The 26,681-nt window shown below is 59.4% G+C and carries 22 protein-coding genes and 1 pseudogene; 6 read left to right on the forward strand and 17 right to left on the reverse strand.

The window, feature by feature from the left end; genetic code table 11:
• Positions 1-4: 4 nt before the first annotated feature.
• The 16 genes and pseudogenes from AB4O35_RS22150 to tssA form a co-directional block, all read right to left on the reverse strand.
• Positions 5-851: pseudogene (locus AB4O35_RS22150) on the reverse strand (serine/threonine-protein kinase).
• Entirely contained in the window at positions 848-1,561 is a 714-nt protein-coding gene (locus AB4O35_RS22155) for a PP2C family protein-serine/threonine phosphatase (RefSeq protein WP_139113176.1), read from the reverse strand. Before AB4O35_RS22155 ends, AB4O35_RS22150 begins: the two are co-directional and overlap by 4 nt.
• Entirely contained in the window at positions 1,558-4,920 is a 3,363-nt protein-coding gene (gene tssM, locus AB4O35_RS22160) for a type VI secretion system membrane subunit TssM (protein WP_065945343.1), read from the reverse strand. Before tssM ends, AB4O35_RS22155 begins: the two co-directional genes overlap by 4 nt.
• Before the next feature lie 15 nt (positions 4,921-4,935).
• A complete protein-coding gene (icmH, locus tag AB4O35_RS22165) occupies positions 4,936-5,799 on the reverse strand; it encodes a type IVB secretion system protein IcmH/DotU (protein ID WP_175402978.1) in 864 nt (287 codons plus the stop codon).
• Positions 5,800-5,804: 5 nt separating this feature from the next.
• Positions 5,805-7,133 carry a type VI secretion system baseplate subunit TssK gene (gene tssK / locus AB4O35_RS22170; RefSeq protein ID WP_065945342.1) on the reverse strand — a complete coding sequence of 443 codons (1,329 nt, stop codon included), beginning with the start codon at positions 7,131-7,133 and terminating at the stop codon, positions 5,805-5,807.
• A gap of 1 nt (position 7,134) precedes the next feature.
• A complete protein-coding gene (tssJ, locus tag AB4O35_RS22175) occupies positions 7,135-7,620 on the reverse strand; it encodes a type VI secretion system lipoprotein TssJ (RefSeq protein WP_065908850.1) in 486 nt (161 codons plus the stop codon).
• Between the two features lie 5 nt (positions 7,621-7,625).
• Positions 7,626-8,798 (reverse strand): type VI secretion system-associated FHA domain protein TagH, encoded by a 1,173-nt coding sequence (gene tagH / locus AB4O35_RS22180; RefSeq protein WP_065908852.1) that lies wholly within the window; start codon positions 8,796-8,798, stop codon positions 7,626-7,628.
• A gap of 18 nt (positions 8,799-8,816) precedes the next feature.
• A complete protein-coding gene (locus AB4O35_RS22185) occupies positions 8,817-8,948 on the reverse strand; it encodes a type VI secretion protein (RefSeq protein WP_065880694.1) in 132 nt (43 codons plus the stop codon).
• A gap of 42 nt (positions 8,949-8,990) precedes the next feature.
• Complete coding sequence (locus AB4O35_RS22190) at positions 8,991-10,523, reverse strand: sigma-54 interaction domain-containing protein (protein WP_065945341.1); 1,533 nt, start codon at positions 10,521-10,523, stop codon at positions 8,991-8,993.
• Positions 10,520-12,952, reverse strand: coding sequence for an AAA family ATPase (locus tag AB4O35_RS22195; RefSeq protein ID WP_460149289.1), 2,433 nt, complete (start codon positions 12,950-12,952; stop codon positions 10,520-10,522). The genes AB4O35_RS22190 and AB4O35_RS22195 overlap by 4 nt, the downstream gene beginning before the upstream one ends.
• Before the next feature lie 12 nt (positions 12,953-12,964).
• Entirely contained in the window at positions 12,965-13,972 is a 1,008-nt protein-coding gene (tssG, locus tag AB4O35_RS22200; RefSeq protein WP_065880691.1) for a type VI secretion system baseplate subunit TssG, read from the reverse strand.
• Complete coding sequence (tssF, locus tag AB4O35_RS22205; RefSeq protein WP_065945339.1) at positions 13,936-15,723, reverse strand: type VI secretion system baseplate subunit TssF; 1,788 nt, start codon at positions 15,721-15,723, stop codon at positions 13,936-13,938. Before tssF ends, tssG begins: the two co-directional genes overlap by 37 nt.
• Positions 15,713-16,105, reverse strand: coding sequence for a type VI secretion system baseplate subunit TssE (gene tssE, locus AB4O35_RS22210; protein ID WP_065880689.1), 393 nt, complete (start codon positions 16,103-16,105; stop codon positions 15,713-15,715). Before tssE ends, tssF begins: the two co-directional genes overlap by 11 nt.
• Positions 16,106-16,119: 14 nt before the next feature.
• Positions 16,120-17,595 (reverse strand): type VI secretion system contractile sheath large subunit, encoded by a 1,476-nt coding sequence (tssC, locus tag AB4O35_RS22215; RefSeq protein ID WP_065872016.1) that lies wholly within the window; start codon positions 17,593-17,595, stop codon positions 16,120-16,122.
• A gap of 28 nt (positions 17,596-17,623) precedes the next feature.
• Complete coding sequence (tssB, locus tag AB4O35_RS22220) at positions 17,624-18,121, reverse strand: type VI secretion system contractile sheath small subunit (RefSeq protein WP_065872017.1); 498 nt, start codon at positions 18,119-18,121, stop codon at positions 17,624-17,626.
• Positions 18,122-18,152: 31 nt separating this feature from the next.
• Entirely contained in the window at positions 18,153-19,706 is a 1,554-nt protein-coding gene (gene tssA / locus AB4O35_RS22225; RefSeq protein ID WP_083213973.1) for a type VI secretion system protein TssA, read from the reverse strand.
• A gap of 477 nt (positions 19,707-20,183) precedes the next feature.
• Between tssA and AB4O35_RS22230 the strand changes: the two genes are divergently transcribed.
• Positions 20,184-20,699, forward strand: coding sequence for an Hcp family type VI secretion system effector (locus AB4O35_RS22230; RefSeq protein ID WP_012724698.1), 516 nt, complete (start codon positions 20,184-20,186; stop codon positions 20,697-20,699).
• A 52-nt stretch (positions 20,700-20,751) separates the two neighbouring features.
• Here the strand turns inward: AB4O35_RS22230 and AB4O35_RS22235 are convergent, their stop codons facing one another.
• On the reverse strand, positions 20,752-21,573 hold the full coding sequence (locus AB4O35_RS22235) for an aldo/keto reductase (RefSeq protein ID WP_065872019.1): 822 nt from the start codon (positions 21,571-21,573) through the stop codon (positions 20,752-20,754).
• A gap of 106 nt (positions 21,574-21,679) precedes the next feature.
• Here AB4O35_RS22235 and AB4O35_RS22240 point away from each other — a divergent pair, with 106 nt between their 5' ends.
• From AB4O35_RS22240 to AB4O35_RS22260, 5 genes are all read left to right on the forward strand, one after another.
• Entirely contained in the window at positions 21,680-22,174 is a 495-nt protein-coding gene (locus AB4O35_RS22240) for a DUF1543 domain-containing protein (protein WP_049712951.1), read from the forward strand.
• Positions 22,175-22,323: 149 nt separating this feature from the next.
• On the forward strand, positions 22,324-22,605 hold the full coding sequence (locus tag AB4O35_RS22245; protein WP_010210937.1) for a peptidylprolyl isomerase: 282 nt from the start codon (positions 22,324-22,326) through the stop codon (positions 22,603-22,605).
• 130 nt (positions 22,606-22,735) lie between these two features.
• Positions 22,736-24,595 (forward strand): extracellular solute-binding protein, encoded by a 1,860-nt coding sequence (locus AB4O35_RS22250; protein WP_065908867.1) that lies wholly within the window; start codon positions 22,736-22,738, stop codon positions 24,593-24,595.
• Positions 24,595-25,656, forward strand: coding sequence for a microcin C ABC transporter permease YejB (locus AB4O35_RS22255; protein ID WP_065880686.1), 1,062 nt, complete (start codon positions 24,595-24,597; stop codon positions 25,654-25,656). Before AB4O35_RS22250 ends, AB4O35_RS22255 begins: the two co-directional genes overlap by 1 nt.
• The gene (locus AB4O35_RS22260) at positions 25,656-26,678 is read left to right on the forward strand and encodes an ABC transporter permease (protein ID WP_049712947.1); all 1,023 of its coding nucleotides are present in this window, start codon (positions 25,656-25,658) and stop codon (positions 26,676-26,678) included. The genes AB4O35_RS22255 and AB4O35_RS22260 overlap by 1 nt, the downstream gene beginning before the upstream one ends.
• Positions 26,679-26,681 lie beyond the last annotated feature (3 nt).

Consider the following 26,681-nt stretch of genomic DNA (forward strand, 5'->3'; position numbering starts at 1 on the left):
CGCACTAGCTCAGGAACCAGCAACGACGCCGGCCCGCCAACGCATCGCGCAACTCGGCGACGCCTACCGTTCGCTGCTCGGGGTCCATCGCCAATGCTGAACACAACGAAGGCCAACAGTGCCTGGGCAGTTGCCTGGGCCGACGCAGTCGCTGATTCTGCTGGCGTTCGCCGGGGCGGCGGCCTTCGGCCAGTTCATAGAGCACGCAGGCAGCCCCGTACAAATCGGCACTGGCCGACGGCCCCCCCTCCCGCTATCAGCTCAGGCGCCGCATACGCCGGCGTCCAGGCATTCAGGCGACTGCGGCTCAAGCTCGGCAACCCAGCTTTTGCCTGCGCCTCGGCATGGCCCAGGCCAAAATCGAACAAGCGTATCCCTTGCTCCCCCACCATGATATTCGCCGGTTTCACATCCCCATGCAGGACGCCTTGCCGATGGGTATAGGCCAGTGCATCCAGCAATTGCAGGGCCATGGGTTGCAGCTCCTGCCATGCCAGCCCCTGCGGACACTCCGGGAGCATGCGATCCAGGGTCAGGCCCGGCATCACTTCCATAGTGAAAAATGCCAGTTGGTGCGTGGTGTCTACCTCGAATGAAAATGCGCGTACCACATGGTCATGGCGCAGACTTCGGGTCAGGGCGAATTCGCTGTACAGCAACACATGAGCGTCGTCGGAGGCAGAAAGGGTCTCGCCCAACAGCTTCAGCGCCACACGGCAGTCGGGCTCGCCGAACGCCTCATGCATCAGGTCCCGGGCCCGATAGACCACGCCCATGCCCCCGGTACCCAGGATTCGTTCAAGCTGATAGCGCCCCGCCAGCAGGTTAGGCGGACCTGCCGCCGCGCTCATGACTGGACCACCACGGCGGTGAGGTCATCCCGCGCCGGCCCCCGCAATACGTCGCTGAATAGCTGCTCCACCACCTGCCGTGGCGTACCTGCACTCATGGCCCTCCCCAGTTCCCTGCAGCTGAGCCCTTGGTACAGACCATCGCTGCACAACAAAAACACATCTCCGGGATGGGTACGCAGCTCCAGTATCTCGAGGCTCAGTGGCTGCCGGGCTCCAACTGCACGGGTCAACGCCCTTGCGCCTGGATGAGCCTGGGCCATTTCTGGACTCAGTTGCTGCTTATCCATGAGGTGTTGCTGCAGGGAGTGGTCACGCGAGAGCTGGTACAGGCGCTGCCCACGCCAAAGGTAGCATCGACTGTCTCCTGCCCAGATACAGGCCGCACGGTCGTGTTCGAGTAACAGCACCACCACCGTACTGCCCATGATGCCCGCCACGCCATCGGCAGGTTGCAACTGACTGTCGAGGCCTCTCAGGCAGCGTTGCACAGCCCCGATCCGTTGATCGAAGCCGCCTTGGCCCGGCAGCGCAGCAAGGCTGCTGACCACCCATTGGCTGGCGACATTGCCTGCTTGATGGCCACCCATTCCATCGGCGACCGCCCAACAACCACCTTGCGGGCAATCCAGGAACGCGTCCTCATTGCGCGCACGGCGCTTGCCTTGCGCCGTGCGCCCGGCACTTCGCCAAGGGTGCGCCCTGCTCACAGTTGCTCCGGCAGGCGGAAGGTGCGCCATGTCGCCATCTGGAACGGGCTTGGGTTGCGTTGACTGGTGAGCAGGTAATTAGCACGCAGGCCGGCCAGGTCGGCTTTGAGTATCTGCGCATTCCTTCCACTGGCAGGCTCGCTTTGCATCAGGTCGAAAAACCGGAACAACGACCAGGCGCCACTGTCTTTTTCAATCCCAAGGGGCCGCTCCGCACCGCGCTCCAGCACCAGGCTGCTGCGACCGCTTTCTGCCTCGTTCGGCCAATGAAACGCCATCGGCACGATTGGGCCGTGACGGTACTCCAGCTGCTGGTCGCCCACTCGCAGCGTCGCCCGGCTGACGGCCTGGTCCAGGCTGTAGGGCGCCAGCGTAAAACGCACGGCCCAATCACCCTGGTCCTCAGTGAAAAACCCCTGGCGAATGGTCTGTGCCTTGGTCAGTTGGTCGAGGAGCGAGCGCGCCATCGGCAGGCTGCGGCCTTCCAGGGCCCGCATGCGATAACGGGAGCCCTCGACACTGACAAATGGCCGCAGGTAACCCTCATAAAAGCGCGCCATGGCGCCCCGTGGTTTGAAGAACTCCTGGAAATCGCTAAGGGCAACGTCGCTGCCGGCGTGAGCATCGAAGGGGTATCGGCGCTGGATAGCCTTCGCATAGAAACCATAGACCTCACTTTGATAACGCTGATTCACATACCCATACGCGCCATCAAGCAACTGGCCCCAGCTCTGGTCGGCCACCCCTTCGAACCAGCCCCTGAGCGGTTGCGGCAAGCGGACAGCCGCGTCACGCAGATTGCCCAACAGCGGCTGCTGCCCGTCCATGCGTTGCCTGGCCATTCTGAAAGCAGCCTGCTCCGGCGAACTCTCCCGGTTCAGTGTCGACAATTGCAGCTGCAGCTCATCGATCAAGCGTAAGGTCTGCGTCAACTCGGCCCCAGGGTTCTGCTCTTCATCAAGCAACTGATGCAAAGGCTCGAAGCGGCGCTGCAACGCACGCCGGGCAGGATCAGGCTGCGCCTGGCGCGATAACGTTCTGGTCAGCACGCTGGTGGCTGCCGCGCCCAACTCACCGACCTGCTGGCTTGCTGCATCAAGTCGGTCCAGGCTCGGCGATAAGCGTGTGTTTTCGCGAACCTGCTGCAACATTTGCGCCAATGCCGACTGAGCGGAGGTCAGGCTTGCAAGCTGCTCCGCACCTTGTCTCAGACTAGAACTTTCCAACAGCCTGACCCGCCCCAGGGCGTCACTCCAGGCATCGGCGTATTCACTGAAATAGCGTTGCTCCAACGCCTGCATCAACCTGCGTAGATCCATCGCACTGAGGTCACTGCCTTCGCCAAGCACCCAGTTATCCTGAGCAATGGAATTAACCAACTGATGGCCCTGTTTCTCGAAGAACTGCAGGTATTTTTTGGTATAGAAACCCGGTATGGGGGGCTCGCCCCTGGAGAACGCCGGACCTTCGGCCAGGCGGTACGGTTCCAGGTTCCGCGCTTGTTCCCGCAGCGCCCGATAGACCACTTCAGCCAGCGACTCACCGCGCAATACCAAGCGAGCCTGAGCGATCAACTCATCATTCAAAGGCGCCAAAAACGGTTGTTCAAGGAGCCGCGTGAAGTGTTCACTCAAACGCTTATGCGTCGAAGCATCCCCCGACCACTGGCCTGCCATATGCTCTGCCAGCCACTCGGCATCACGCCGCTCCCGCAGATTGAGCATCAGGTAGGCGCGCAGGTTGTCCAGCAACCGCTCGCGGTCATGCAGGCTGCCTCGCACCTGCCCTTCGAGCAACATGGTCACATGGGTCAGCAGTTGCTGGCGCAAGGCTTCTTCGTAGGCGCCGACCACCATCGGACGAGTTATTTCTCCCTGATACAACCCTGCCCGATCAACCCATCGGACCTGCGCCAGCGGTGCAAATACTTTTGTTGCAGCCAGGCGACTGTCCAGCAACGCCAGCAACGCAAGGCCCTCGTCCGAACGGTATTGGCTGGAGGGCTGGGTTTTGCTCAACTCCGTCAGTTGCGTCAGCCGCTGATGGTTGAACGCGTAACTGTGCGCCCATAACGCCGCTGCCGTCCCGATGACCAGAGAGGCGGCCAGCGCCAGCAGCCCATGACGCCGACGTAGACGCTGCCGCTCAGAGGTATGCAAACCGGCGAGATTGGCCTCGGCAAAGATCACGCGATTGAACAGGCCCTGGACGAAGTGAGGGCGCACATCGCCGGTCTTCGCACAGGTCAGGTAGAACCCGCGCAGGCCGTTGATGCGCTGGAAGCGATGGGCGGAAAACGCAGTCTCGATAAACAGGCACAGGTGATCACCGATGCGTGCGACCTGCCGGGGAAAGTCGAGCATCCGGCCTCGACGCTCCATGTTTCGCTCCTGATGCAAGCGCGGGATCAGCTCCGCACCCAGGCGTTGCAACAGGTTTTCGAACGATTCTTTCACCTGGGCGATGTCGATGCCGTCCGCACCTGCAACCAGGCCCCCACCCAAGACATCTTCTGCAGCGTCGCCCTGCTGCGCATCAAAGAACTCGACAAACCCCGCCAATCGATCGGCCTGGGTCAACACCAGGTACACCGGCACGTCCACATGCAGTGTCTGCTGGATGTCATGCAGGCGGGTACGCACATGACGTGCGTGGCGCTCCAAGTCGTGCTCATTGCTACTTAAAAGTGTATTGACTGATAACGTCACTATTACGCCATTGAGCGGCCGCGCCCTGCGCCAGGACTTGAGCAGACCCAGCAGTGTCGACCATCCCGCCGCATCGACTGAATGGTCTGGCTGGCCCAAGTACCGGCCAGCCGTCTCGACCATTACGGCTTCTTCGGCAAAATACCAGTCACAGTATGGGGTCATGCCTGGCGTCGCCGCTTCAGCTCGGTCGAGCGGAGATTGCAAGCCACTGGCAGCCAACAGGCAGGTCTTGCCACTGCCTTGCTCGCCAATCAACAGGTACCAGGGCAACGCATGACGCCAACGCTCGCTGCGTTCACCGTAGCGACGGGAGATTTTCAACGTCTGCAACGCCTCCTTGAAGCGCTCGCGCACGTGTCTTGTTTCGTTGTTGATCAATTCCTGCCGTTGATGACGCTCATGGTGCTCAGGCTGATTCAGTTGCGTGGTACGGCGCGCGCCCACCACGACCATTGCCAGCCCCCATAACAGCAGCAACACGCTGATGGTCAGTAGACGGGACGTCGAGCCTTGCCAGAATCGGTAGTCATCCACCGCCAGCAGAGGCCCGAAAAACCACACCAGCAGCGCACTGGAAAACACCAGCAACAAGCTCCATACCCAACTCTTGCGCAGTACCGTACCCACGCCCTTGAAGAATGCGTTCATTCATTGCTCCCTGCGTTAAGAGGACGTCTGAAACAGGCCTGACACCGAAGATTGAGAAGCTTGCAGCGTCGTGATGCGCGCCTGGCCCAGCACCCAGGCAAACCCTGAATACATCACGAGCAAAGCGGCCAGTACGCATATCGCGACCCACGTGGCGGAGACGATGCGTATCGGTGCCCGGGATGCCCTACCCGCCGCTGGCGACAGGGAAACCGGCAGCCGGTCACCTCGCACATGCCTGATCTGGCGGTAAACAGCATCGTGTAACGTTTCCAGTTGCGCCCTTCCACGCGCCATGACGCGGTATTTGCCTTCAAACCCCAACGCCATGCACAGGTACATAAGCTCCAGCATGGCCACATGCTTGACGGGGTCGCGGGACAAACGCTCCAACAACTGGAAAAACTTTTCGCCCCCGAAGGTTTCGTTGTGAAAACGGCTCAACAGGCTCCTCTTTGACCAGTCGCTGCGACTGCCCCACGGCGTGGTGACGACAGCCTCATCAATGACGCTGCACAGCACATAACGCGCCGACATCACCTGACTGTGCTCTGCCCCCAGGTGCAAGGCATGGGTCTCAAACGCGTTGACGCCCGCTGAAAGCTGGTCATTGAGCCCCTGCAGGCTGTCCCGACCGGAACTGACCTTGAGCTGGACAACCTGCGACAGAAGGTCCCAGGCCGCTGCCATCAGGATGTTGGAACCCATTTTGAAGTTCTGTGCCCCCTGCAGGTGGGCGGCATAAATCATTCGGTCTTCCAGTTGCTCGAAGCGGGGCGGCGATGGGAAGTCCGTAACTGGCCCCTGCGCCGGGCCGAGCCCGTCGCGGTCAAGCAGCACGGTTTTTTCGTCCTGCGGGTATTCACTGTCCATAGTCATGGTGTTCAGTTCCTGATAGCCCAGAAGTTGAGTTCCAGCTCGGCGAATTCGCCGCTGGCGTGGAAGGCAAAACCACCCGATTGCTCCAACTGCGCGATGTCACGGGGACTGAGTTCGAGCATGAAATAGGTCTTGCCGGCATGAAACGGGATCTGCCTCGGCGCCACCGGCAGCGGTGTGACCTTGATGCCGGCAAGGTGCAGGTTCACCAGCTCGCGGATACGCTCCACGGGACCGATCTTGAGATGCGCCGGTAGACGATGACGCAGCTCCTCCGTATCGCACTGGGCGGTGGCCGCCAGAATGAACGTCGCGGTGCCCAACAATTTGAGATCGCTTACCGGGCAGACCAGCACCCCGTATTGACGTTGTTGCAGCGGCAGCTCGATGGCCTGTTGTTCCAGCACCAACGACAACACGCTGCGAAGGCCTTCCATCAGCCCGCGAAAGCTCGCCCCCTGGTCGCCATGTCGGTACTGCACCGCCAACTGCGCGCGTTTGTTGTCGCTGGCGAACGTCGACAATTCGCCGAGAATCGACAGAAGCTCCCGATATAACGCCTCCGGGCGCACCTGGGGCTGACTCAGGTAGTGACGCAATATCAACTCAGCACGATTGATCAGTTGCAGCATAAGAAAGTCACCGACCTGCGCCCCTGCAGAGGCGCCACTGGCCTGGATGCGCGCGGCAATCGCATCGCCACGGGTCGCCAGCAGGCTGATCACCTCCTTGATGCATGACGACACATACCCCGAGCCCTGGAGATAGATGAACGTCGGTACAAAATCCGCATCCAGTCTCACGCCGCCTTCGTGGGTGGAATCCTGCACTTGGGCGACCTGGAGTTTCACGTAGAACGGATCGCTGGGTCCCTCCCCCAGCATCAGGCGCAAATCCGGGCGTGCACAGTTGATCTGGCAACGTGAATCGACGCCGGCATTCGAGTCTCCGATCTCCGTTTCACAGGCAACGTAGCGCGCCAGGACATCGCCTTGCTCGCTAGTGCGCACTTCCACCTGATTCTCCGTCGCCAGTGGCAATGCCAAGTACACGGCTTGCCTGCCCGCATTGGCAGGAACCTGCAACACCAAAGGTTCCACCGCGCCGCTCAGCTCGAACAGACTGCCATCCGGCAATACACCGCTGGCCTGGTTGACAACCACCTTGCCCAGGTTGAGGTACTGCACATCGACGTCCAAGCTCAGGAAACCCCAGGCATCACCGCTCAGCAGGCGAGTACGGTTGAGTTGTCGATGGTAGTAGCGGTCGTTGTGCTGCAAGTGCTGGGGCCTTAGCAGCATGCCTTCCTGCCAGATAACGTTATGGATCTGCATCTCAATCCTCCGCCCTGTCAATGTGAGGCGCTGCCATTTGGATACCCTTCTGGTCCAGCACGATTTCGGCACGGGTCAGTTGCCCCGGGCCCACGGGCAACACCAACCGCCATTGCACGTGAGGCAAGTCGCGATAGGCTGCCAGCACGCCGACATAACGGCTGTGCGGCTCAACGCTGAGCTTGAGCGTCATCTGTTCGCCGGGCCGCAATTCCAACTCCTCGCTGCTCACCCAATCTTTGGGCAGTGTCTGCTCGGCCCGGCTGTAGAGGCTGAAAAAATCGGCGTTTTCAAAGGCCACGGGGTGCCGCAGCTCAAGCAGTTGCACCACCACCGGTGACGGACGCCCGTGAAGGTCAGGATTGACCTCGTCGCTGGCCGTCAATGTCAGGTCCAGTTTGGTCAGGGTTGAAAACGGTGAGAGGCTGCTACAGCCGGCCACCAGGGCAAGCGCTAACAGCATTGATGTAACAGCGACTCGATACATGGACATCATCCTGGGTAACCGGCGTGCAAGGTAGAGACCAGGCGCACCTGCTCCTCGTAGGCCTTGGAAAAGTCATTACGCAGCAACTGCTCGCCCAAAGGTTCCTCGACAGTCAGCCGTCGATAGTGGCGCTGGTACGCTCGCCAATGGGCACCATCAGTAAGGAACCTGGGAGGCTTACCCTCACGTTCGAAGCACAGCAGCAGGTGCCCAGGTGCAAAGGCTGTCAATGCACCCCGTACGGCGGCCTGGCAAGCCACGACCAAGGCCAGTTGGTGAACTTGCAAGTCGCGGTACACCTGAGCGACTGCCTGCTCGGCGGAGAGGCGATTCGACTCATCAGCGCCCAGCAACAACGTCATGGCTGCGTGGCTGTCGGCACACGTTTTCAGTGGGTTATGGGTATTGAGCAGCGGGCCGGCCAACGCCGCATTGATCTCACTGTTAAGTTCGTCACGGGTTCGTAGGCTTTGCTGCAAGCCTTCGATGGTTTGCCTGAGCAGGCCCGCCGCCCTGATCGCCAGGGCTTCGCGACCCTGCGTATCAAGCGTGTCCACCTGCAGGCCCAACGCTTGCGCGAACTGCGACCAGAAAGTTTCCAGCGCGGCAGGTGCGGCTGTGATGGGTTCGGGAGATATCACCTCCCTGGTCGGCTCAGCCCACGTCGGTATGACCAAGTGATCGCGGTCCACAGTCCCCTGACATAGCGATTGGGCGGCTGTCGGCGTTGACGTGCGCAAAGCGTCCTGCTGTGCGGATGAATCGTCGTGAAGTTGATCGCGGTCCAGTGTTTCGAGAGGGTCAAGCCCCAGGTACGCATCGTCTGGAATCGCGTCATCACGAGCCAAAGCCTGCCGGTCACGTGCCATCAGGCGGGCGCGAATATCCAGCCTGCCCAACTGGTACACATCTCCATCACTGATCAGCCGGGCCTGGCCCTTGCAAAAACGCTCCACGCCTCCTGACACACCGATACCGTTGCTGCTGATATCGGTCAGGAAATAGCAACCTTCTCGATAACTGACCAAGCCGTGGTGGCTGGAAATCAAGCGACTGGCATCAGGGATGACCCAGTCACAACCTGTCCCACGGCCGATCACACCGCCGACACCATCAAACGTCTTGCGAGCAGGCGGCGCGCCGCTTGCGGTACTGCAGACTTCAAACACTAATTGCATAGCAGCGCTCCTTTCTGCTCACTGCCCACGACGGACCGACTGGGGATCACCCAGCGGACGGTAGTCGGCATCATCAAATACATAATTGGCGTTGCAGCCGCTCAGCAAACACAGCACAAGCACCAGGGCTTGCCACGGATGAAAAGGCATCAGGTATCTCCCATGAAAGTAAGGTGCCTACACGCTCCCAAATCAGCACTCCTCACGAACATCGCCAACGGGGATCTTCAGGCGCGCCAGCCGGTAGAGCAGCGTGCGCCGTGCGACGCCCAACTCACGCGCAGTACGGGTGCGATTGCCACGGTTCTTGTGCAAGCAATCGATCAGGAATACCCGCTCTACCCGCTCCAGGCGTTGGCGCAACGTTGCGTCAATGGGCTCATTGGTGGGTGACACAGACAAGGACAGGTGCGCCGGCAGGATCACACCGTCATCACAGAGCAGTACCGCACGCTCCACCAGGCATTTGAGTTCACGGACATTGCCGGGGAAGGTGTGACTCGACAGTTGATCCAGGGCTGCGTTGGACCACGCCACCGGTTCGCGTCCAAGCGCAGCAGAGGCCTTTAGCGCGAATTCCCGCGCCAGCAGCAACACATCGCCGTCGCGCTCGCGCAGGGGCGGCAGCTCGATGGGAAACTGTGCCAGCCGGTAATAAAGGTCTTCCCGGAAACTGCCTTGGGCCACCATCGCGCCAAGGTCACGGTGAGTCGCGGCGATAATGCGCACATCAACCTTGTGTGCCGCACTCGCGCCCAAGGGGCGGACTTCACCTTCCTGCAACACCCGCAACAATTTGGCCTGCAGCGACAGCGGCATATCGCCGATTTCGTCCAGTAGCAGCGTGCCACCGTGCGCCGTGTCAAACAGCCCGGCATGGTTGCGCTCAGCCCCTGTGAACGCGCCTTTGCGATAGCCGAACAGTTCACTTTCCAGCAGCCCTTCGGGAAACGCTGCGCAATTCTGCACCACGAAAGCTTTGCCGCTGCGCGGCCCCGCAGAGTGGATCGCTCGCGCCACCACCTCCTTACCGGTGCCCGTCTCGCCGCGCAGCAATACGGTGTAGGGGGTATCCAGAACCTTACCGATCAGGCGATACGTCTCATCCATGGCCGTGCTGCTGCCGATCAAACCAAATGCCGTACGTGAGGGAAGCGTGCAGCCACTTGACCGGATGAGGCTCTCTGAGGAGCGCCTACGCCGCAACAAAGCCAGTTGCATCAAGGCAAAACTGCCCAGTTGGCCCAGGGCGGTGATGCAGTCGTGCAAATTTTTCCGGTACGGGCTGGCACACAGCAGTACGCCGTTGATGGCCTTGCCTCGGTTGAACAACGGCACGCATGACAGGGCCCGCCAAGGTCTCGCCATCGCAGGCAGGAACCCGCATTCGTAAACGCTGCCTTCGAGGTCTTCCAGGCTCAAGGCGGTTTGATGGCTAAGCACATAGTGCAACACCTGCTCATGCTGGAAGTCCTTCGTGCAGACCAGATCGCCGTGGCCAAGCACGCCGGGTAAATGCTGGGCGATCAGTTCAAGTCGGCCAGTGGATTCATCTCGCCAATACAATTGACTGAGTTCACACTGGCTCAGTTGCGCCACCGCCGTCACGCACAGGCCGGGCAAAGTGGCTTCGTCGCCATCAATTCCGAGGCGAATGAACCAGCCAAGCAGCACATCGGCGTGGGCCAGGGGATGGGGTATCTGGGTGGACCGGTTGTCCCTCATTGGCTGAACTCACAGACTGGATAGCCGCTACCCGCAAGGTATGCATGCACATGGTCCAGGGATTCGCCCTGAGCCATGGCCGCCAGCAGCCGATCCACCACCTGCGGCAATAAATGGAGTTCGATCCATTGGTCAATGTAACGAGCGCCGCTGTCGCCGTGGATACACTGCTCGGCCATGTGCGCAACCAACTCTGGCGTATAGCTGAATGCCAGCTTGCGCAGTTGCAACCGTTGCCCCAGTCGTTCCAGCTTGAGCCTTGCCAAGTCATACAGAATTTCACCCGTGACTGGGTAATACGGCACCACGCGCATCCGGGCCAGCAACGCAGGCTTGAAATGGTCGCGCAGCAGCGGATGGATCGCCTCTTGCAGCACTTGCACGCCAGGTCGTTGACCACCTGCGCACAGTTCACCGATGCGCTCGCTGCCCAGGTTGGAAGTCATTAGGATCAATGTGTTGCGGAAGTCGATTTCCCGGCCTTCCCCGTCATTGGCCAGGCCCTTGTCAAAAATCTGATAGAACAGGTTCAACACTTCCGGATCGGCCTTCTCGACCTCATCGAGCAGCACCACCGAATACGGGCGTTGGCGCACGGCTTCGGTCAGCACTCCGCCCTCGCCAAAACCAACATAACCGGGTGGCGCGCCAATCAACCGAGACAGCGAGTGTCTTTCCTGGAATTCCGACATGTTGAGGGTGGTGACAAAACGCTCACCGCCATACAGCAGATCGCCGAGGGCGAGCGCAGTCTCGGTCTTGCCCACGCCACTTGGGCCGACCAGCAGGAATACACCGACCGGCGCGTCGGCTTTATTGAGCCCTGTGGCAACGGCGCGCAAATTGCGATCCAAGGCCTGCACCGCGTGTTCCTGACCGAGGATGCGCGAACGCAGCGCATCGGCAAAGCCCAGGACCCGCGCACTGTGCTCAAGTGCCAGTTGCTCAACCGGGATACCGGTCCAGGCGCTGATGACCTCAGCCACCAGGCGCGGGCACACCTGCTGCGCCAGTGTTTGCTGTTCCTGCCAACGTTGTTCCAGATGCTGCCGCTCGCACTCCACGGCTTCCGTGCGCAGGCTGAGCGCGCGCAAGACTTGCTCATCGACGGGAAGCCCTTCGTCCCTGTCTCGGCTCAAAGCCTGGAGCTGCCGCGCGTCCTCTGCTTGCTCCGCGTACAGGCGTTGCAACGCGAGCGGCGCTGTTTCCCGGCTGATCCTCAAGCGGGCGCAGGCGGTGTCCAGCACATCTACCGCTTTGTCGGGTAACTGGCGCCCGGCCAGGTAACGGGCACTCATTTTCGCCGCCGCCACAACCGCGTCGTCCCGCACATAAACACCATGGCTGCGCTCATATACCGACACCAGCCCGCGCAGGATCGAAATCGCCTGCTCGACACTGGGTTCGCCAACCCGTACAGGCTGGAAACGCCGCGCCAATGCTGGATCTTTTTCGAAGTATTTCTTGTATTCCGACCAAGTAGTGGCGGCGATGGTACGCAGCTCGCCACGCGCAAGGGCCGGCTTGAGCAGATTGGCGGCATCCGACGCACCCGCCTGGGCACCAGCGCCTACCAACGTATGCGCCTCATCGATAAACAGAATCACGGGCTTTGCCGAGGAATTGACCTCGTCGATCACGCCCTTGAGACGCCGTTCGAACTCCCCCTTGATACTTGCACCGGCCTGCAGCAGGCCCATGTCCAGAGTCAACACCCTCACATCCTGCAGAGGCTCCGGCACCTGGGCGCTCGCAACGCGCAGCGCGAGGCCTTCGACAACGGCCGTCTTGCCTACCCCGGCTTCGCCGACAAGTATTGGATTGTTCTTGCGCCGGCGCATCAGTATGTCGATCAACTGGCCGATCTCGGCATCGCGACACAACACCGGATCGATACGCCCTTCATGGGCCTGGCGTGTCAGGTCGTGGGTGAAGCGTTCCAGCAATGATTCATCCTGCCGCGCAGGATGAATTTCAGGCGCCTGACTCGACACGAAGCCATGTACACGCTGCGCATCCAACCGGCCTAGTAAGCGCTGATAGCCACTTCCTGCGTGGTTTAGCGGGTGACGCAACAGTGCCAGCAACAGGGCGGCGTGATCGACCTCATTCTGTCTCAGCTCGAGATGGGCAACCATCAGGGCCTGTTGGAGCCACTGCACAAGCGCCTGGGCAAACACTGGATTGCGCGAGGCACTCGACTCACCCTTGGGCTGCAGTGTGGCTTGCAGCTCGCCAACTTCGATGCCCGCATCCGCCAATGCCCGTACAAGAAGGCCGTCGTGATGCTCCAGCAGCGTCAACAGCAGGTCTTCCACCAGCACTTCCCTGCCGCCGCGCATTACGCAGCGTTCAGCAGCGCGCTCCAAATCTCGGCGGGTCCGGGTAGTCAACGTCTGGATAAGTTGTTGCAGATCCACATTCATCATAATGATTCGTCCCTAATGAGCGTTGCTCGGCACCAGAACCACACCGTCGGCGCACTCATGTGCCAGCCAACTGGTCCAGCCGAGTCGACAAACGTTGTGTTCGCCAATGTGCAACGGCCTGATTTCTTCCTTGGCCAGTACGAGGCGCAGGTCATACGCCAAAGGATCCCGCGTCGTCAGCCGCACCAACGCACACAGCAGCGGGTAGTCCTTGCCAGTGGGTAAAAACCCATGGAATGGGTGCCAGCCCAGGCCCTGCAGATGCACCCTGAACTTGCCACTACAGTCGGCGACACGGCTTCCCAGCACCTGGTCATGACCGAGCACGCTGTTCGCAACACCCAGCTGGTTTTTCTGCGACTCAGCCGTCACTACCGTGCGCAAGACCCATTGTTCGATGAACAAGCGGCGGTGCTTGAAGTAGTAGCGCAGCACCGTCTCGATCATGGCTGCCGAGTGTGCCCGCAGGCTAAGCAACCCCAGGTAGGGCAGCAGTCGCTTGCAGTCCAATTGCGCCGCATTGCGAATCTGCTGCCCTCTCAACCCGATCAACGCAAACATCTGCTCGGAAAAGGCATCGCACGCGCCCGCCTGGAAACACGCCCGATAACGGTATTTGCGCCAGATCGGCAGCATCAGTCGTTGCAAGCGGTGGTGAAACACGTCCAGGAAGTCTCGCGTAGTGTCGCCCCCTACTCCGTCGGCACAGGCCTGCTCGCCGTAAAACGCAGGCAATGGCGATCCCGCACCGCACAAGCCCAACACGTTCAGGCGAAGACGCGCACGTAACTGTTCGTGCTCGATAAAAAACTCCACTTGGTCAATATCGTGACCAGGAAAACCAAGACCTGGGTTGGCCTGAAAGTCCAACAGGTCATACAGCGCGTCGTCGTCCAATAACGGATGAGCATCGCGCAGACGCTCGATCACCTGCAAAACCGCCTGGAACAGCGAATATTCGCGAATGACCCGGGACAGTTGCGTCAAAGCAGGGGCTGCAGCCCCATCCTTGGTGACCATAGGTACACGTCTCCTTGTGTGCTGATGACTCTTAATTCGTGATAGGCATTGAGGCTGGCGTAGAGCGCGAAGAATTCGTTGAGCACCGAAGCGAACACGAATACCTCGCCCTGCCCCAAAAAGCCTTGGGGGTCGATGGTCAGATCGATTCGTACGCCGCGAAACGGCAAGCCACGCTGCAATCGGTCGACAGCTGTATGGCTGACGGATCGCATCGCACCCAACCTTCTGTCACTGACCTTCTGTGCCTGCCGGTCGTGATAGCGAGGAAAGTCGTAGGTTTGAAGGATCATCTTCAAGGCATTGATGTCGCTCAATGACAGGTAGTTGAGCGACATGTTGCTGATAAGCCGCCACAGAAAATCCTGGTCCAGGGGCGGAGAAAAACTGGCTGTCGGTGCGCAGATATTGCGGAACGACAACCCCTCAGGCGTCTGCTCGCAAGGCTGATTGATATCGCCTACCTGCAACAGCCGAGGCAGGTTTTGATTGGTGCAGGTCAATTCGATCGACAGCGTCTGTGGCTCCACTGCCAGGCCGTTACCAAAGCTAAGCCAGGTATCGAGCCCCGCATGCTGCGCCGACGTCCGTTGGCGAATGCTGTAACTCGGTGCGCCTTGCGAAAGGTCAGTGTCGCCATCATGCTCGAAGGATTCGAAGGGTACGTAGGCCTGATATCCGAGCCCCCCAGGCTGCCAACCGGTGACACTGTCTACGGAAAACACGCCAGCGTTCTCTCGTGAATACTCGCCGGGAATCAGCAGGTATTCGTCTTGTTTGCCATCTAGGCGAATCGGTACGGCGTCATGCGTGAACAAGTTGACGATGGGCGTGCAGTACAGCTTCACGTTATCCAGGGTAGGCACCTGGGACTCACGCGATGGATTGCGCAATTCGAAGCGCAACACCACCCCGTACACTTGCTTCAGTAATTCACCGGGCAAACTGCGCAGTACCTCCAGGCCACCCACATCGACAAACAGGTACTTGTCGGGAAAGGCAAAGTACTCCTGCAGATGGCGATACCCGCGAAAAGTGTTCGACGGATACGGAATCAACGCCTGCTCCTCACTGAACCCCACGGGTTGTACCCGGTCGGCGCTCAATCGCAGCGATATCGCCTGCCCATCACCTCCCTCGAGCGGCTGGCCATCGCGGCCCAAAGGCAGTAGCTCGATACCGCCAAGATGACGCAACAGGCTCAGGTACAGCTCCTGGCTGATGTAGCGATCTCCCGTCAGATGCAGGCGCAAATGATCGAAGGTCGATTCACAGAAATTCCCTTCGTCGCTGACGTCCAGGCGTAGGCTCAAAATCGCACACGCTGCTTGGCAGCTGTACTCCAGCGCGCTCAGTCGCAGCGGTAGAACCTGCGTGGCGTAACAGGTACGAAAACGGCATCGCTCGTTGTTGACTGGGGCGCTTTCGACCGGTGTATCCCGCGCGACCCACACACCAGGGCCGGAATGTTTCAAGGGGTCGAACTGCAGGATGCTGAAGGCGGGCATCGGTCGCATGTAGTTCGGCCAAAGCAAATGCATCAGCGAATGCGTCAGCTCTGGAAGCTCGTCATCCAGTTTCTGCCGCAGGCGACCCGTAAGAAACGCAAAGCCCTCCAGCAAGCGCTCTACATCCGGGTCCTGGCCTGACTCCGCGAGAAAGGGAGCAAGCGCCGGATTGCGTTCGGAGAACCGCCGTCCAAGCTGCCGCAACGCACTGAGCTCGCTTTGGTAATAACGGTTAAACGACATCCGGCATGACCTCTACACGACCGGTGTCACATAGCCGCGCGGTGAACACCACGGGCTGGCGGATGCCCTTGACCATCAGCGTGGCTTCGATAGCGAACGCCAGGGCCAATGGGTCATGATCCCGTGGCAGTGTTGTGACCCGCACATGCTTCAAGCGCGGCTCGTAGGCTCGGATAAATCGCTCGATCAACAGACGCGACTGACTCAATGATTCATGCAGGCTCTGATTCATATCATTGAGGTCGGGCAAACCGTAGTCCGGCAGCGTCTGTACGCTGCCTGCACGGATACTGAGCATTTTCCCGAGATGGATGGCGACGGATGTCACTCCACATGCGGGGGCAGCCGCGAGGCGCTCGAAAAGATTTTGGTGGTGGGGCATTCCCTGGCCTCTGCTCATTCTTTGTCGAGCTTGCCAACCAGGGACAGCGTGAAGTCTGCCCCCATGTACTTGAAGTGCGGCCGTACACTCAGGTTGACGCGATACCAGCCGGGCTCGCCGTCGACGTCACTGACAACAATGCGCGCTGCGCGCAAGGGGCGCCGCCCACGCACCTCGGCGCTGGGGTTTTCCTGGTCGGCCACGTACTGGCGAATCCATTTATTGAGTTCCAGTTCAAGGTCGGTGCGTTCCTTCCACGCCCCCAGTTGCTCGCGCTGAAGGACCTTGAGGTAGTGGGCCAGGCGATTGACCACCATCATGTAAGGCAACTGGGTACCCAAGCGGTAATTCAGCTCGGCTTCCTTGCCTTCGGGACTGAGGCCAAAATATTTCGGCTTTTGTACCGAGCTGGCGGAGAAAAACGCGGCATTGTCGCTTCCCTTGCGCATTGTCAAGGCAATGAAGCCCTCTTGCGCCAGTTCGTATTCACGACGGTCGGACACCAGTACTTCAGTCGGAATCTTGGTTTCGATTTCGCCCATGCTGTGGAAGTGATGCAAAGGCAAGTCTTCCACTGCCCCACCGCTTTGCGGGCCGATGATGTTCGGGCACCAGCGAAACCGCGCGAAACTGTCAGTCAGGCGCGTGGCAAAGGCGTAGGCAGTATTGCCCCACAGGTAGTGCTCATGGCTGTTGACCACGTTTTCATGGTAGGCGAAGGTCTTGACTGGACATTCAAGGGGATCGTAGGGCGTACGAAGCAGGAATCGCGGTACCGTCAACCCGACATAACGCGCGTCTTCGCTTTGGCGGAAGCTTTGCCATTTGGCAAATTGCGGGCCTTCGAAATGGTCTTTCAGATCCTTGAGGTCCGGTAAACCGGTGAAACTTTCCAATCCGAAGAACGCCGGCCCGGCGGCAGCGATAAAAGGCGCATGGGCCATGCAAGCCACACTGGATGCGTACTGCATCAGCTTCACATCGGGCGCGCTGGGTGACAGGAAGTAGTTGGCGATAATCGCACCCACAGGCTGGCCACCAAACTGACCGTATTCAGCACTGTAGATATGTTTGTACAACCCGGACTGAGTCACTTCCGGTGAGTCTTCGAAGTCTTCCAGCAGGTCTTGACGGGAGACGTTCAGCAGCTCGATCTTGATGTTCTCGCGAAAGTTGGTGCGGTCGACCAGCAATTGCAGCCCCTTCCAGGAGGCTTCCAGCGCCTGGAAGTCCGGGTGGTGCAAAATTTCGTCCATTTGCAGGCTGAGCTTTGTGTCGATCTCGGCAATCATGCGGTCGACCAAGCGTTTCTTGACGGGCTCGCCACGGTTTTGCGGCTTGATCAACTCTTCGATAAACGCTGAGACGCCACGTTTGGCAATGCCATACGCCTCGTCGTCCGCACTCAGTAGTGTCTGCGCAACTATGTTGTCGAGGATGCTGTACTGGTCAGCGGTTGGTGCAGGTAGCGGGTGCTGTTGTGTAGTCATGTGGTCAGTGTCCTTTTACTGAAAAATGTCAGGTGTCGGGGGTGTCCAGCCCCAGCTCCGCCAATACCCGGGTGCGGGACTCGTCATCGGCCAGGGCCTGTTCGATAGCCTTGCGAAAGCTCGGGGTGTTGCCCAATGGTCCTTTCAGCGCCATAAGTGCCTCGCGCAACGCCATCAGCTTGTGCAGCTCGGGAACCTGTTCAACCAGGTTCGCGGGATTGAAATCCTTCATGGAATTAATGCGGACCTGAATGGCCAGTTCCTCAACGTCTGCCTCCTCCTGCAGGCGGTTGGGCACGTTGAGCGTCAAGCTCAACGCCTGTTTGGCCAACACGTCATCCAAGGTGTTCTTGTCGATCGCGATAGGCTTGCGATCTTCGAGCTTGCGCACATCCTCACGCTGGGTGAAATCGCCCAGCACCAACAATTTCAATGGCAGTTCGACGTCTTCCTGCGCGCCGCCGATGGCGGGTTTGAACGTGATATTGATACGTTCCTTGGGGGCTACCGAACCTTCTTTGGCCATGGTGTATCTCCTTTTTAAGTGGCTCGAAAGCCTATTCAAGTACCGCTTCCAGATCGAAGAGGCACAGCCTGCGGTGGGTGTCTTCCTTGCGTTCGCGCACGGCGTGGTTTTGTGGCAGCAGATCGCAGCAGCGATACAAAAGCTGGGTGACTTGAAGGGCCAGCTCCGGCTCCCAGCGTTCCAGGCCCGTACGTTGCAATTCGTGGTCGAGGTGTTCGAGCTGGATCTTCGCCAGCTCATGTTTGCCGGCCTGTACACACAGGCGCGCCTGGGCCAGCCGCCAATAAAAACGCGCGCGATCACTGCGAGCGGCGTGCATGCCTTGCTTGAGTTCATGGATGGCGGCCTTGAGCCCGTCCTTTAGCAGCCGGGGCGCCACGCCTTGCAAGGCGATCTCCCAGGGCTCGGCTTCAGCATCAACCACCGCTGCAGGTGATTCGGGCATTTGTAGATGACGCGCAACCTGCAGCGTGATCCAGTCGCGCGTGACGGCATCGGCAAAAGGGGCGCCGTCGTGAAAGCGAAAGGCCGGCAGCTCAGGCAAGCGTTGCAACAACAGAGCGAAGGTCACTTCCAGCTCGGTCATGGCCTGTTCGGCCTGCAAGGCCTCCAGGCATTGCCAGAGCATGCGCAACCCATCGAACCAGAACATCGCACCGCAGAGACTGGCGTCGAGTTCAAGCACCAGGTCGGCGTGATGGCCTTGGGCAAAACGTTCGTGATAACGCTTGAGCTTGTCGGGGGCTGGCCCGCGCAAGGCGGTGACCCGCTCATTATCGGCATCCGGGTAGCTGGCGAGTGCCAGCCATGTCAATGTTCGATTCAGGCGCAGCGCGCGCAGGTCAGTAGCGTTCTGGCGCAACCACCAGGCACACAGGGAACGGGCTTGTTCCTGCAACGTACGCAGCAACTTGCTGGCGTCTTTTTCGTTGTCCACCACCCCTTCGGGTTTGAGCAATTGGCTGGTCGCCTGCTTGACCTGCGCAATGACGCCATTCAACCCCACCGCCGGGGCGTCGCCCTGCGCAGCCCGCTCCAATCGCTGGGCCAATTGCCTGCGTATCGGCAGCAGCAACGGCGCGTCATCGCCCAAGTGCTTGGTCCACAGCTCATCGAGGCATATCAGGTGCTCAAGCACGGCACGGAATAGAGGCTGCTGGTTCTGCAGCGGCGGGCCCTGCATAAACAGGGGCTCAAGGCGCAACACCAACCATCCGAATGCCGCGCCACGGGTGCGCGGTTTTTCAGGGTAGACCGCCGACCAATGATGCTCGCAGAGATAACGCAGCAACCCGAGCCCGGCCAGTAAGCCTGGGAAGGATTCACGCTGGTGCAGCGCCCAGGTCAGCCAGACGGCCACCTTCAGATCCTTGGACTGCTGGCGTAACAGGATCTCGCTGGTTTCCAGGACCTTATGCCAATCGGGCTGGCCGTTGCCATGAATCGACTGCACCTTGGCCAGCTCTGATTCCAAGACTTCATACTCACTTGAAAAGCGCATATCGCTGCCCGCAAAACGTGTTTGCGTACACGGCGAACGTGCAACTTCAAGCCAATAATCACAAAGCTCGTCCGAATAAGACATTTGGCACCGCGCGCAACTAACCGAGACAAAAAGGCCAACTAATCACATTTAAAACTGCACATCAGAAAGCCATCTGTACTTTGCAGAAACCCCTGCAAAGCTCCCAAACCTTAGCCACGCCTATAACATTCAGCAAGCGACGGAATTACACTTAATCCTTTTCCTACAAAAATCCTAAATCGACGAATGCGCAGCTTTTTGCGCACTTAAACAACTGTAGATGCTCGACCTCTTCGAAAACTGTAAGTTTTACCAAGCGATCTATCTGAGCAACTAAATGCGCACCGCTGCGCAATCAAATACCGTCCAAAGCAATTAAAACTCGCCTATCTCATAGAAATTCCATGCACATATAACGCTGCCCCCCTAATTTTATTGGGCGACGTACTTTCAGGCACGCTTCTTGTTATAGGTATTTGCCCAGCCGGCACATTTATCGGTTGGGACTACCTCATTAATCAGGCAAGGAAACCCGTCATGCCAACACCCGCGTATCTCTCCATCACCGGTGTCAAACAAGGTTTGATTACGGCAGGCACGTTTACCCAGGACTCGGTAGGTAACATTTATCAGGAAGGCCATGAGGACCAGATCCTGGTCCAGGCCTTTGCTCATCAGGTGATCATTCCCCGCGATCCGCAGTCGGGCCAGCCAACGGGCCAGAGGGTCCATAAGCCCTTGATGATCAGCAAGGTCTTCGATAAGTCTTCGCCATTGCTGTTCAGCGCATTGACCAGCGGCGAAGAGGTCAAGTGTCGGCTGGAATGGTTGCGCACCTCGTCGGCCGGCACCCAGGAACACTACTTCACCATTGAGTTGGAGGGGGCGACCATCGTTGACATCCAGTCACGCATGCCCAATTGCCAGGACCCGGACAACGCCCATTTCACGCACCTGGAAGATGTGTACTTCACGTATCGCAAGATCGTGTGGACCCATGAAGTGTCCGGGACATCGGGGTCTGATGACTGGCGCAGCCCGGTTGCGGGCTAGGGAGAATTGATACAGGAACGGCGCCAAGGAAGACGCCGTTCCTGCCAGTTGGCTAAACCATCGCCAACGGGTGCTTGCGCTTGGGCGCGCCAAACACGCGATCGATAGCGTCCAAGTCGTGCTCATCCAGTACCAGCTTGGCGGCCGCTGCGTTGAGTCGCACGTGCTCGGGGGTGACGGCCTTGGGTATCGCGATAACACCGTCCTGGCGCAACACCCAGGCCAGGGAAACCTGGGCGGGCGTAACCTCGTGGCGCCGCGCTATCTGCTTGAGGGTCGGGCTGGCCAACAGCTCGCCACCCTGGGCGATCGGGCAGTACGCCATCAAGGGCAAGTGATGCTGTTGCCACCAGGGCAGCAGGTCGAATTCGATACCACGCTCCTCGATGTTGTAGAGCACTTGGTTGGTGGCGCAGGCTGGAGATGCGAGCTCCTGCAGGTCGGCCACGTCGAAATTGGAGACGCCCCAGCGGCCAATCTTGCCGGCTTCGCGCAAGCGCTCAAAGGCGTCGACGGTTTCTTCAAGAGGATATTGGCCGCGCCAGTGCAACAGATATAGATCAATGTAGTGCGTGCCCAGGCGTTGGAGGCTGGCTTCACAGGCACGGGGAACGCCTTTGTGACTGGCGTTGTGCGGGTAGACCTTGCTCACCAGGAACACCTGGTCACGCCGACCGCGAATGGCTTCGCCGACGACTGTTTCAGCACCACCCTCGCCATACATTTCAGCGGTATCGATCAGGGTCATGCCCTCATCAATGCCCAGTTGCAACGCCGCGACTTCGGCGCGGTGCTGGTCGGGGTTTTCGCCCATGCGCCAGGTTCCCTGGCCGATGACAGGGACGGGAACGCCCGCCAGATCAATGGTACGCATGACAACCTCCTGATAAGTTCGCGGATTAACAGTGTGGCATTGACCGGACAAAAGGGTTCAATCGAAGTATGGTTAGCCTTTGCCAAGTCGCCAGGAAGAACCTGCAATGCTGTTTGTCGTCATGCTCGGGGGTAAGCACCCACGCGCAAAGATTGAAGTGCACGATGTGGTATTCGCTGTGGCGGACACGCTGGAAGCGGCCTACCCGCAATTACGCGCTGACTGGTTCGGCAGCCCCAAGGGCGTGCATATCGATTCGTGGATGGCAGTGGACGGCGTCGACGGCTGGAAAGTCGAGATAAGCCACTTGGCACCGTCTGCCGGCGCGCATCACCTGTATTTCATCAACCTGGGCGGTTATGAAGCCAATAGCTTTGGCGAGGCCCACCACTATCTGCTGGTGGTCGCACGCAACAAGCAGGAAGCGATGAGCAAAGGCAAGCAACAGATGCTGCGCCACTGGTCCCAGGCCCATACTGACGCCGTGATGGACATAGACGACTGCCTCCCCATCGATCTGGTGGACGGCCGTTATGTGCATTTAGTGCAAGGCCCGCACCGGCCCATCCTCCAGCAAAACGACTATATCGTCTTGCTTTGAACGGGTATGAACGCTACGCCGAAGCAGCTTAACGATGGATAGATGCCTGCTCAGGTTTAGTGCAGTACCCAAAATCCAGTGGAACTTTGCCAGGAAATAACCGACTGAATCCGGTAGGCTCACCCTTTTTACTCAAGGAGTTACTTCCCATGGCCAAAGCCACCGCCCGTCACATCCTCGTTTCCACTGAAGACAAGTGCAACGAACTCAAGGCCCAAATCGAAGGCGGCGCCGATTTCGCAGAAATCGCCAAAGCCAACTCCAGCTGCCCGTCCAGCCGCGACGGCGGCAACCTGGGTTCGTTCGGTCCAGGCCAGATGGTAAAAGAGTTCGACACTGTCGTATTCAGCGCCCCGGTCAACACCGTGCAAGGCCCGGTGAAAACCCAGTTCGGCTACCACCTGCTGGAAGTCACCAGCCGCCAGGACTGATCCAGTCTGCGCTGATGCTATAAACAACGGCCCGCCTTTTGGTGGGCCGTTGTGCATGTGATGACTGGCGACGCTGATGCCGTTAGCGTACAAATCCCTTTTCTACTTCACACGGCGTTCAAGGCTGACAATGCGATTGGCTTTTTCCTACCTGTTTAGCTCGACCCTGGCCCTGCTGCTGGCCAGCACCGCCGTGATTGCGGCGCCCCAACCTTACCTGACGGTATACGGCGAACCGGCCAAGTACCCCGCCGGCTTTAGCCATTTCGACTACGCCAACCCGAATGCCCCCAAGGGCGGCAGCCTGCGCCGCTCGGCCATTGAGATCGGGCGTTTCGACCATGTGCTGCCGTATATCGACAAGGGCATCGGCGTTTCCCAGGTCGACGGCTGGCTATACGCGCCCCTCGCCCAGCGCTCCCTGGATGAGCCCTATACGGTCTACGGCCTGGTCGCCGAAAAAATGGAACGCGCCGAGGACGGCCTGTCGCTGCGCTTTTTCCTCAACCCCAAGGCACGTTTTGCCGACGGCAAGCCGATCACCGCCGAAGACGTGCGCTACAGCTTCGACCTGTTGATGACCCAGGGCAGCCTGCGTTTTCGCACGCTGTTCGCCGACGTCAAGCACGTCGAAGTCGAAGGCGAGCGCCAGGTGCGTTTTGACTTCTCCAGCAATGAAAACCGCACCCTGCCCCTGGACATTGCCACCCTGCCCGTCTTCCCCGAGCACTGGTGGAAAACCCGTGATTTCGCCAATGGTGGCGGTTACGAGGCCCCACTGGGCAGCGGTCCGTACACGATCACCAAGATCGACTCCGGCAGCACCATCACCTTTACCCGCGACCCGAATTGGTGGGGCAAGGACTTGCCTGTCAGCCGCGGCCTGTACAACTTCGATCACTTGAGCCTGGAATATTTCGGTGACACCGAAGTGGCCCGCCAGGTCTTGCGCGGCGGCGCCTACGATTTCAACCGCGAATTTTCCGCCACCGGTTATTCCATCGGCTACAACGGCCCGGCCCTCGATGATGGCCGCCTGCAACGCGCTCATTTGGCCAAGCAGATGCCGCAAGCGGCCCAGGGTTATGTGTTCAACGTGCAAAAGCCGATGTTCAAGGACCGCCGCGTGCGCCAGGCGCTCGCGATGCTGTGGGACTTCGAATGGGCCAATCGGCAGATGATGCGCAACATGTACATCCGCCAGCAGAGCTTCTTCTCTAATAGCCCGCTGGCTGCCAGTCAGTTACCCAGCAAAGAAGAGCTGGCGATTCTTGAGCCCTTGCGCGGCCAGATTCCCGACGAGGTCTTCACCCAGGTCTTCAAGGCACCGGTGACCGATGGCAGCGGCATGATCCGCGACAAGCAGTTGCAAGCCCTGGCCTTGCTGGAAGAAGCCGGCTGGAAACCTGAAGGCGATAAACTGGTGAACGCCGAGGGCGAGCCGCTGGAGTTCACCTTCCTCAATACGCAGAACGGCCTCGAGCGTCTGCTGCTGCCGTACAAACGCAACCTGGCCCAGATCGGCATCACCTTGAATATCCGCCGTATCGACTCCTCGCAGTATGTAAACCGAATCATGACGCGAGATTACGACATGATCGTAATCGGCTTCCCGGTTACCACGTCGCCAGGCATGGAGCTGTACAACTACTTCGGCTCGGCGGCGGCCTATGACCCCGGCGCCAATAACTACATGGTGCTCAAGGACCCGGCCGTCGACACCTTGATCAAGGGCCTGGTCAAGGCCGACACCCAGGCGCAGATGCTCACCTACGCCCACGCGCTGGACCGGGTACTGCAATGGAATTACCTGTGGATCCCCAACTACTACCCACCGGGCACTTCGGCCGCGTGGTGGAACCGCTTCGGTCGCCCGGCCATCGAGGCGAAGAACGACGAAGCCCTGGAAACCTGGTGGGAAATCAGCCCCACGCCACTGACGAATGAACAAATGACAGCCGAGTTGAAAAAACGCGGAGGTGCGCGCTGATGTTTGCCTATATCGTGCGGCGCTTGTTGCTGATCATCCCGACGCTGGTGATCATCCTGCTGGTGAATTTCGTGATCGTACAGGCCGCCCCCGGCGGTCCGGTTGAGCAAGCCATCGCCAACCTGCAAGGCATCGGCGGCGGTAGCGTCGGCGGGTCATCCGGCGAAGGCATCAGCAGCGGTTCCCGCGCCAGTCGTGGCCTGGACCCTAAGTTGATCAAGGACATCGAAAAACAATACGGTTTCGACAAGCCCGCGCCGGAACGCCTGTGGCTGATGCTCAAGAGCTATGCCCAGTTGGATTTTGGTAACAGCTTCTTTCGCGGCAAGACGGTGATCGACCTGATCCTGGAAAAAATGCCCGTGACCATTTCCCTTGGTTTATGGGCGACGCTGATCACCTACCTCGTGTCGATCCCCCTGGGCATTCGCAAGGCCGTGCGCCATGGCAGCAGCTTCGATGTGTGGAGCAGCACCGCGATCGTCATCGGCTATGCCATGCCAGCGTTCTTGTTTGCGATGTTCCTGATCGTGGTTTTTGCCGGCGGCACCTCGCTGAACTGGTTCCCGGTGCGCGGGCTGGTCTCGGAAAACTTCGAAGCACTGAGCACCGTGGGCAAGATCGCCGACTATTTCTGGCACCTGGTATTGCCGGTAACGTCGTTGGTGATTGGCGGTTTCGCCACGCTGACGATCCTCACCAAAAACTCGTTCCTCAATGAAATCACGCGTCAGTACGTGGTTACCGCACGCGCCAAAGGTTTGAGCGAAAGACGCGTGCTGTACGGTCATGTATTCCGCAACGCCATGTTGCTGGTGATCTCGGGCATTCCCCAGGCGTTTATCAGTGTGTTCTTCGCCGGTTCCTTGCTGATCGAAGTGATCTTCTCCCTCGACGGCCTGGGCCGCATGAGCTACGAAGCCGCCGTATCGCGGGACTATCCGGTGGTATTCGGCTCGTTGTTTATCTTCACGTTGTTCGGCCTCTTGATAAAACTGATCGGTGACCTCTGCTACACCTTGGTGGACCCGCGTATCGACTTCGCCGCGAGGAACGCCTGATGCTTAATTTGTCTCCCGTTGCCCGTCGGCGTTTCGAGCGGTTCAAGAAGAACCGTCGCGGCTGGTGGTCGCTGTGGCTGTTTATCGGCCTGTTTATCCTGACCCTCGGCGGCGAGTTGATCGCCAATGACAAGCCTTTGGTGCTGAGCTTCAAGAACGAGCTGTATTTCCCGGTATTCAAGCGTTACACCGAGCAGCAATTCGGCGGCCAGCTGCCGTTCCAGGCCGACTATCGCAGCGATTACGTGCAAAAGCTGATCAAACAAGACGGCGGCTGGATGCTGTTCCCGCCGATCCCGTTCAGCGATGACACGCCCAACTACGAACTGACCCGCCCTGCCCCCAGCCCACCTTCAACGGTGAACTGGCTGGGCACCGATGACCAGTCGCGGGATGTGTTGGCGCGGGTGATCTTTGGCGCACGGGTGTCGATCCTGTTTGCCTTGGCGCTCACGGCGATCAGCGCCGCCATCGGCATTGCCGCGGGTGCCTTGCAGGGCTACTACGGTGGCTGGGTGGATTTGATTGGCCAGCGCGTTCTGGAGGTGTGGTCGGGGCTGCCGGTGCTGTACCTGCTGATCATCCTGTCCGGCTTTGTCGAGCCGAATTTCTGGTGGCTGCTGGGGATCATGGCGCTGTTTTCCTGGCTGGCCCTGGTGGATGTGGTGCGCGCCGAGTTCCTGCGCGGGCGCAACCTGGAATACGTCAAGGCCGCCCGAGCGTTGGGGTTGGGTGACGGCAAGATCATTCGCCGGCATATCCTGCCCAACGCGATGACCGCGACGTTGAGCTACCTGCCGTTTATCTTGACGGGGGCGATTTCGACCTTGAGCGCCCTGGACTTCCTGGGCTTTGGCATGCCGGCAGGCAGCGCCTCGCTGGGCGAACTGATCGCCCAGGGTAAACAGAACCTGCAAGCGCCGTGGCTGGGCCTGACGGCGTTTTTCACCTTGGCGCTGATCCTGTCGCTGCTGGTATTTATCGGCGAGGCATTGCGTGATGCCTTCGACCCCCGTTCATGAGTG

This window comes from Pseudomonas sp. H1_A03, from assembly GCF_054685145.1.

Excerpts from the sequence above, each read along its gene's own strand:
- tssM (WP_065945343.1), bottom strand. The coding sequence starts at position 4,920 with ATGAACGCATTCTTCAAGGGCGTGGGTACGGTACTGCGCAAGAGTTGG.
- icmH (WP_175402978.1), bottom strand. The coding sequence starts at position 5,799 with ATGACTATGGACAGTGAATACCCGCAGGACGAAAAAACCGTGCTGCTT.
- tssK (WP_065945342.1), bottom strand. The coding sequence starts at position 7,133 with ATGCAGATCCATAACGTTATCTGGCAGGAAGGCATGCTGCTAAGGCCC.
- tssJ (WP_065908850.1), bottom strand. The coding sequence starts at position 7,620 with ATGTATCGAGTCGCTGTTACATCAATGCTGTTAGCGCTTGCCCTGGTG.
- tagH (WP_065908852.1), bottom strand. The coding sequence starts at position 8,798 with ATGCAATTAGTGTTTGAAGTCTGCAGTACCGCAAGCGGCGCGCCGCCT.
- AB4O35_RS22185 (WP_065880694.1), bottom strand. The coding sequence starts at position 8,948 with ATGCCTTTTCATCCGTGGCAAGCCCTGGTGCTTGTGCTGTGTTTGCTG.
- AB4O35_RS22190 (WP_065945341.1), bottom strand. The coding sequence starts at position 10,523 with ATGAGGGACAACCGGTCCACCCAGATACCCCATCCCCTGGCCCACGCC.
- AB4O35_RS22195 (WP_460149289.1), bottom strand. The coding sequence starts at position 12,952 with ATGATGAATGTGGATCTGCAACAACTTATCCAGACGTTGACTACCCGG.
- tssG (WP_065880691.1), bottom strand. The coding sequence starts at position 13,972 with ATGGTCACCAAGGATGGGGCTGCAGCCCCTGCTTTGACGCAACTGTCC.
- tssF (WP_065945339.1), bottom strand. The coding sequence starts at position 15,723 with ATGTCGTTTAACCGTTATTACCAAAGCGAGCTCAGTGCGTTGCGGCAG.
- tssE (WP_065880689.1), bottom strand. The coding sequence starts at position 16,105 with ATGCCCCACCACCAAAATCTTTTCGAGCGCCTCGCGGCTGCCCCCGCA.
- tssC (WP_065872016.1), bottom strand. The coding sequence starts at position 17,595 with ATGACTACACAACAGCACCCGCTACCTGCACCAACCGCTGACCAGTAC.
- tssB (WP_065872017.1), bottom strand. The coding sequence starts at position 18,121 with ATGGCCAAAGAAGGTTCGGTAGCCCCCAAGGAACGTATCAATATCACG.
- tssA (WP_083213973.1), bottom strand. The coding sequence starts at position 19,706 with ATGTCTTATTCGGACGAGCTTTGTGATTATTGGCTTGAAGTTGCACGT.
- AB4O35_RS22230 (WP_012724698.1), top strand. The coding sequence starts at position 20,184 with ATGCCAACACCCGCGTATCTCTCCATCACCGGTGTCAAACAAGGTTTG.
- AB4O35_RS22235 (WP_065872019.1), bottom strand. The coding sequence starts at position 21,573 with ATGCGTACCATTGATCTGGCGGGCGTTCCCGTCCCTGTCATCGGCCAG.
- AB4O35_RS22240 (WP_049712951.1), top strand. The coding sequence starts at position 21,680 with ATGCTGTTTGTCGTCATGCTCGGGGGTAAGCACCCACGCGCAAAGATT.
- AB4O35_RS22245 (WP_010210937.1), top strand. The coding sequence starts at position 22,324 with ATGGCCAAAGCCACCGCCCGTCACATCCTCGTTTCCACTGAAGACAAG.
- AB4O35_RS22250 (WP_065908867.1), top strand. The coding sequence starts at position 22,736 with ATGCGATTGGCTTTTTCCTACCTGTTTAGCTCGACCCTGGCCCTGCTG.
- AB4O35_RS22255 (WP_065880686.1), top strand. The coding sequence starts at position 24,595 with ATGTTTGCCTATATCGTGCGGCGCTTGTTGCTGATCATCCCGACGCTG.
- AB4O35_RS22260 (WP_049712947.1), top strand. The coding sequence starts at position 25,656 with ATGCTTAATTTGTCTCCCGTTGCCCGTCGGCGTTTCGAGCGGTTCAAG.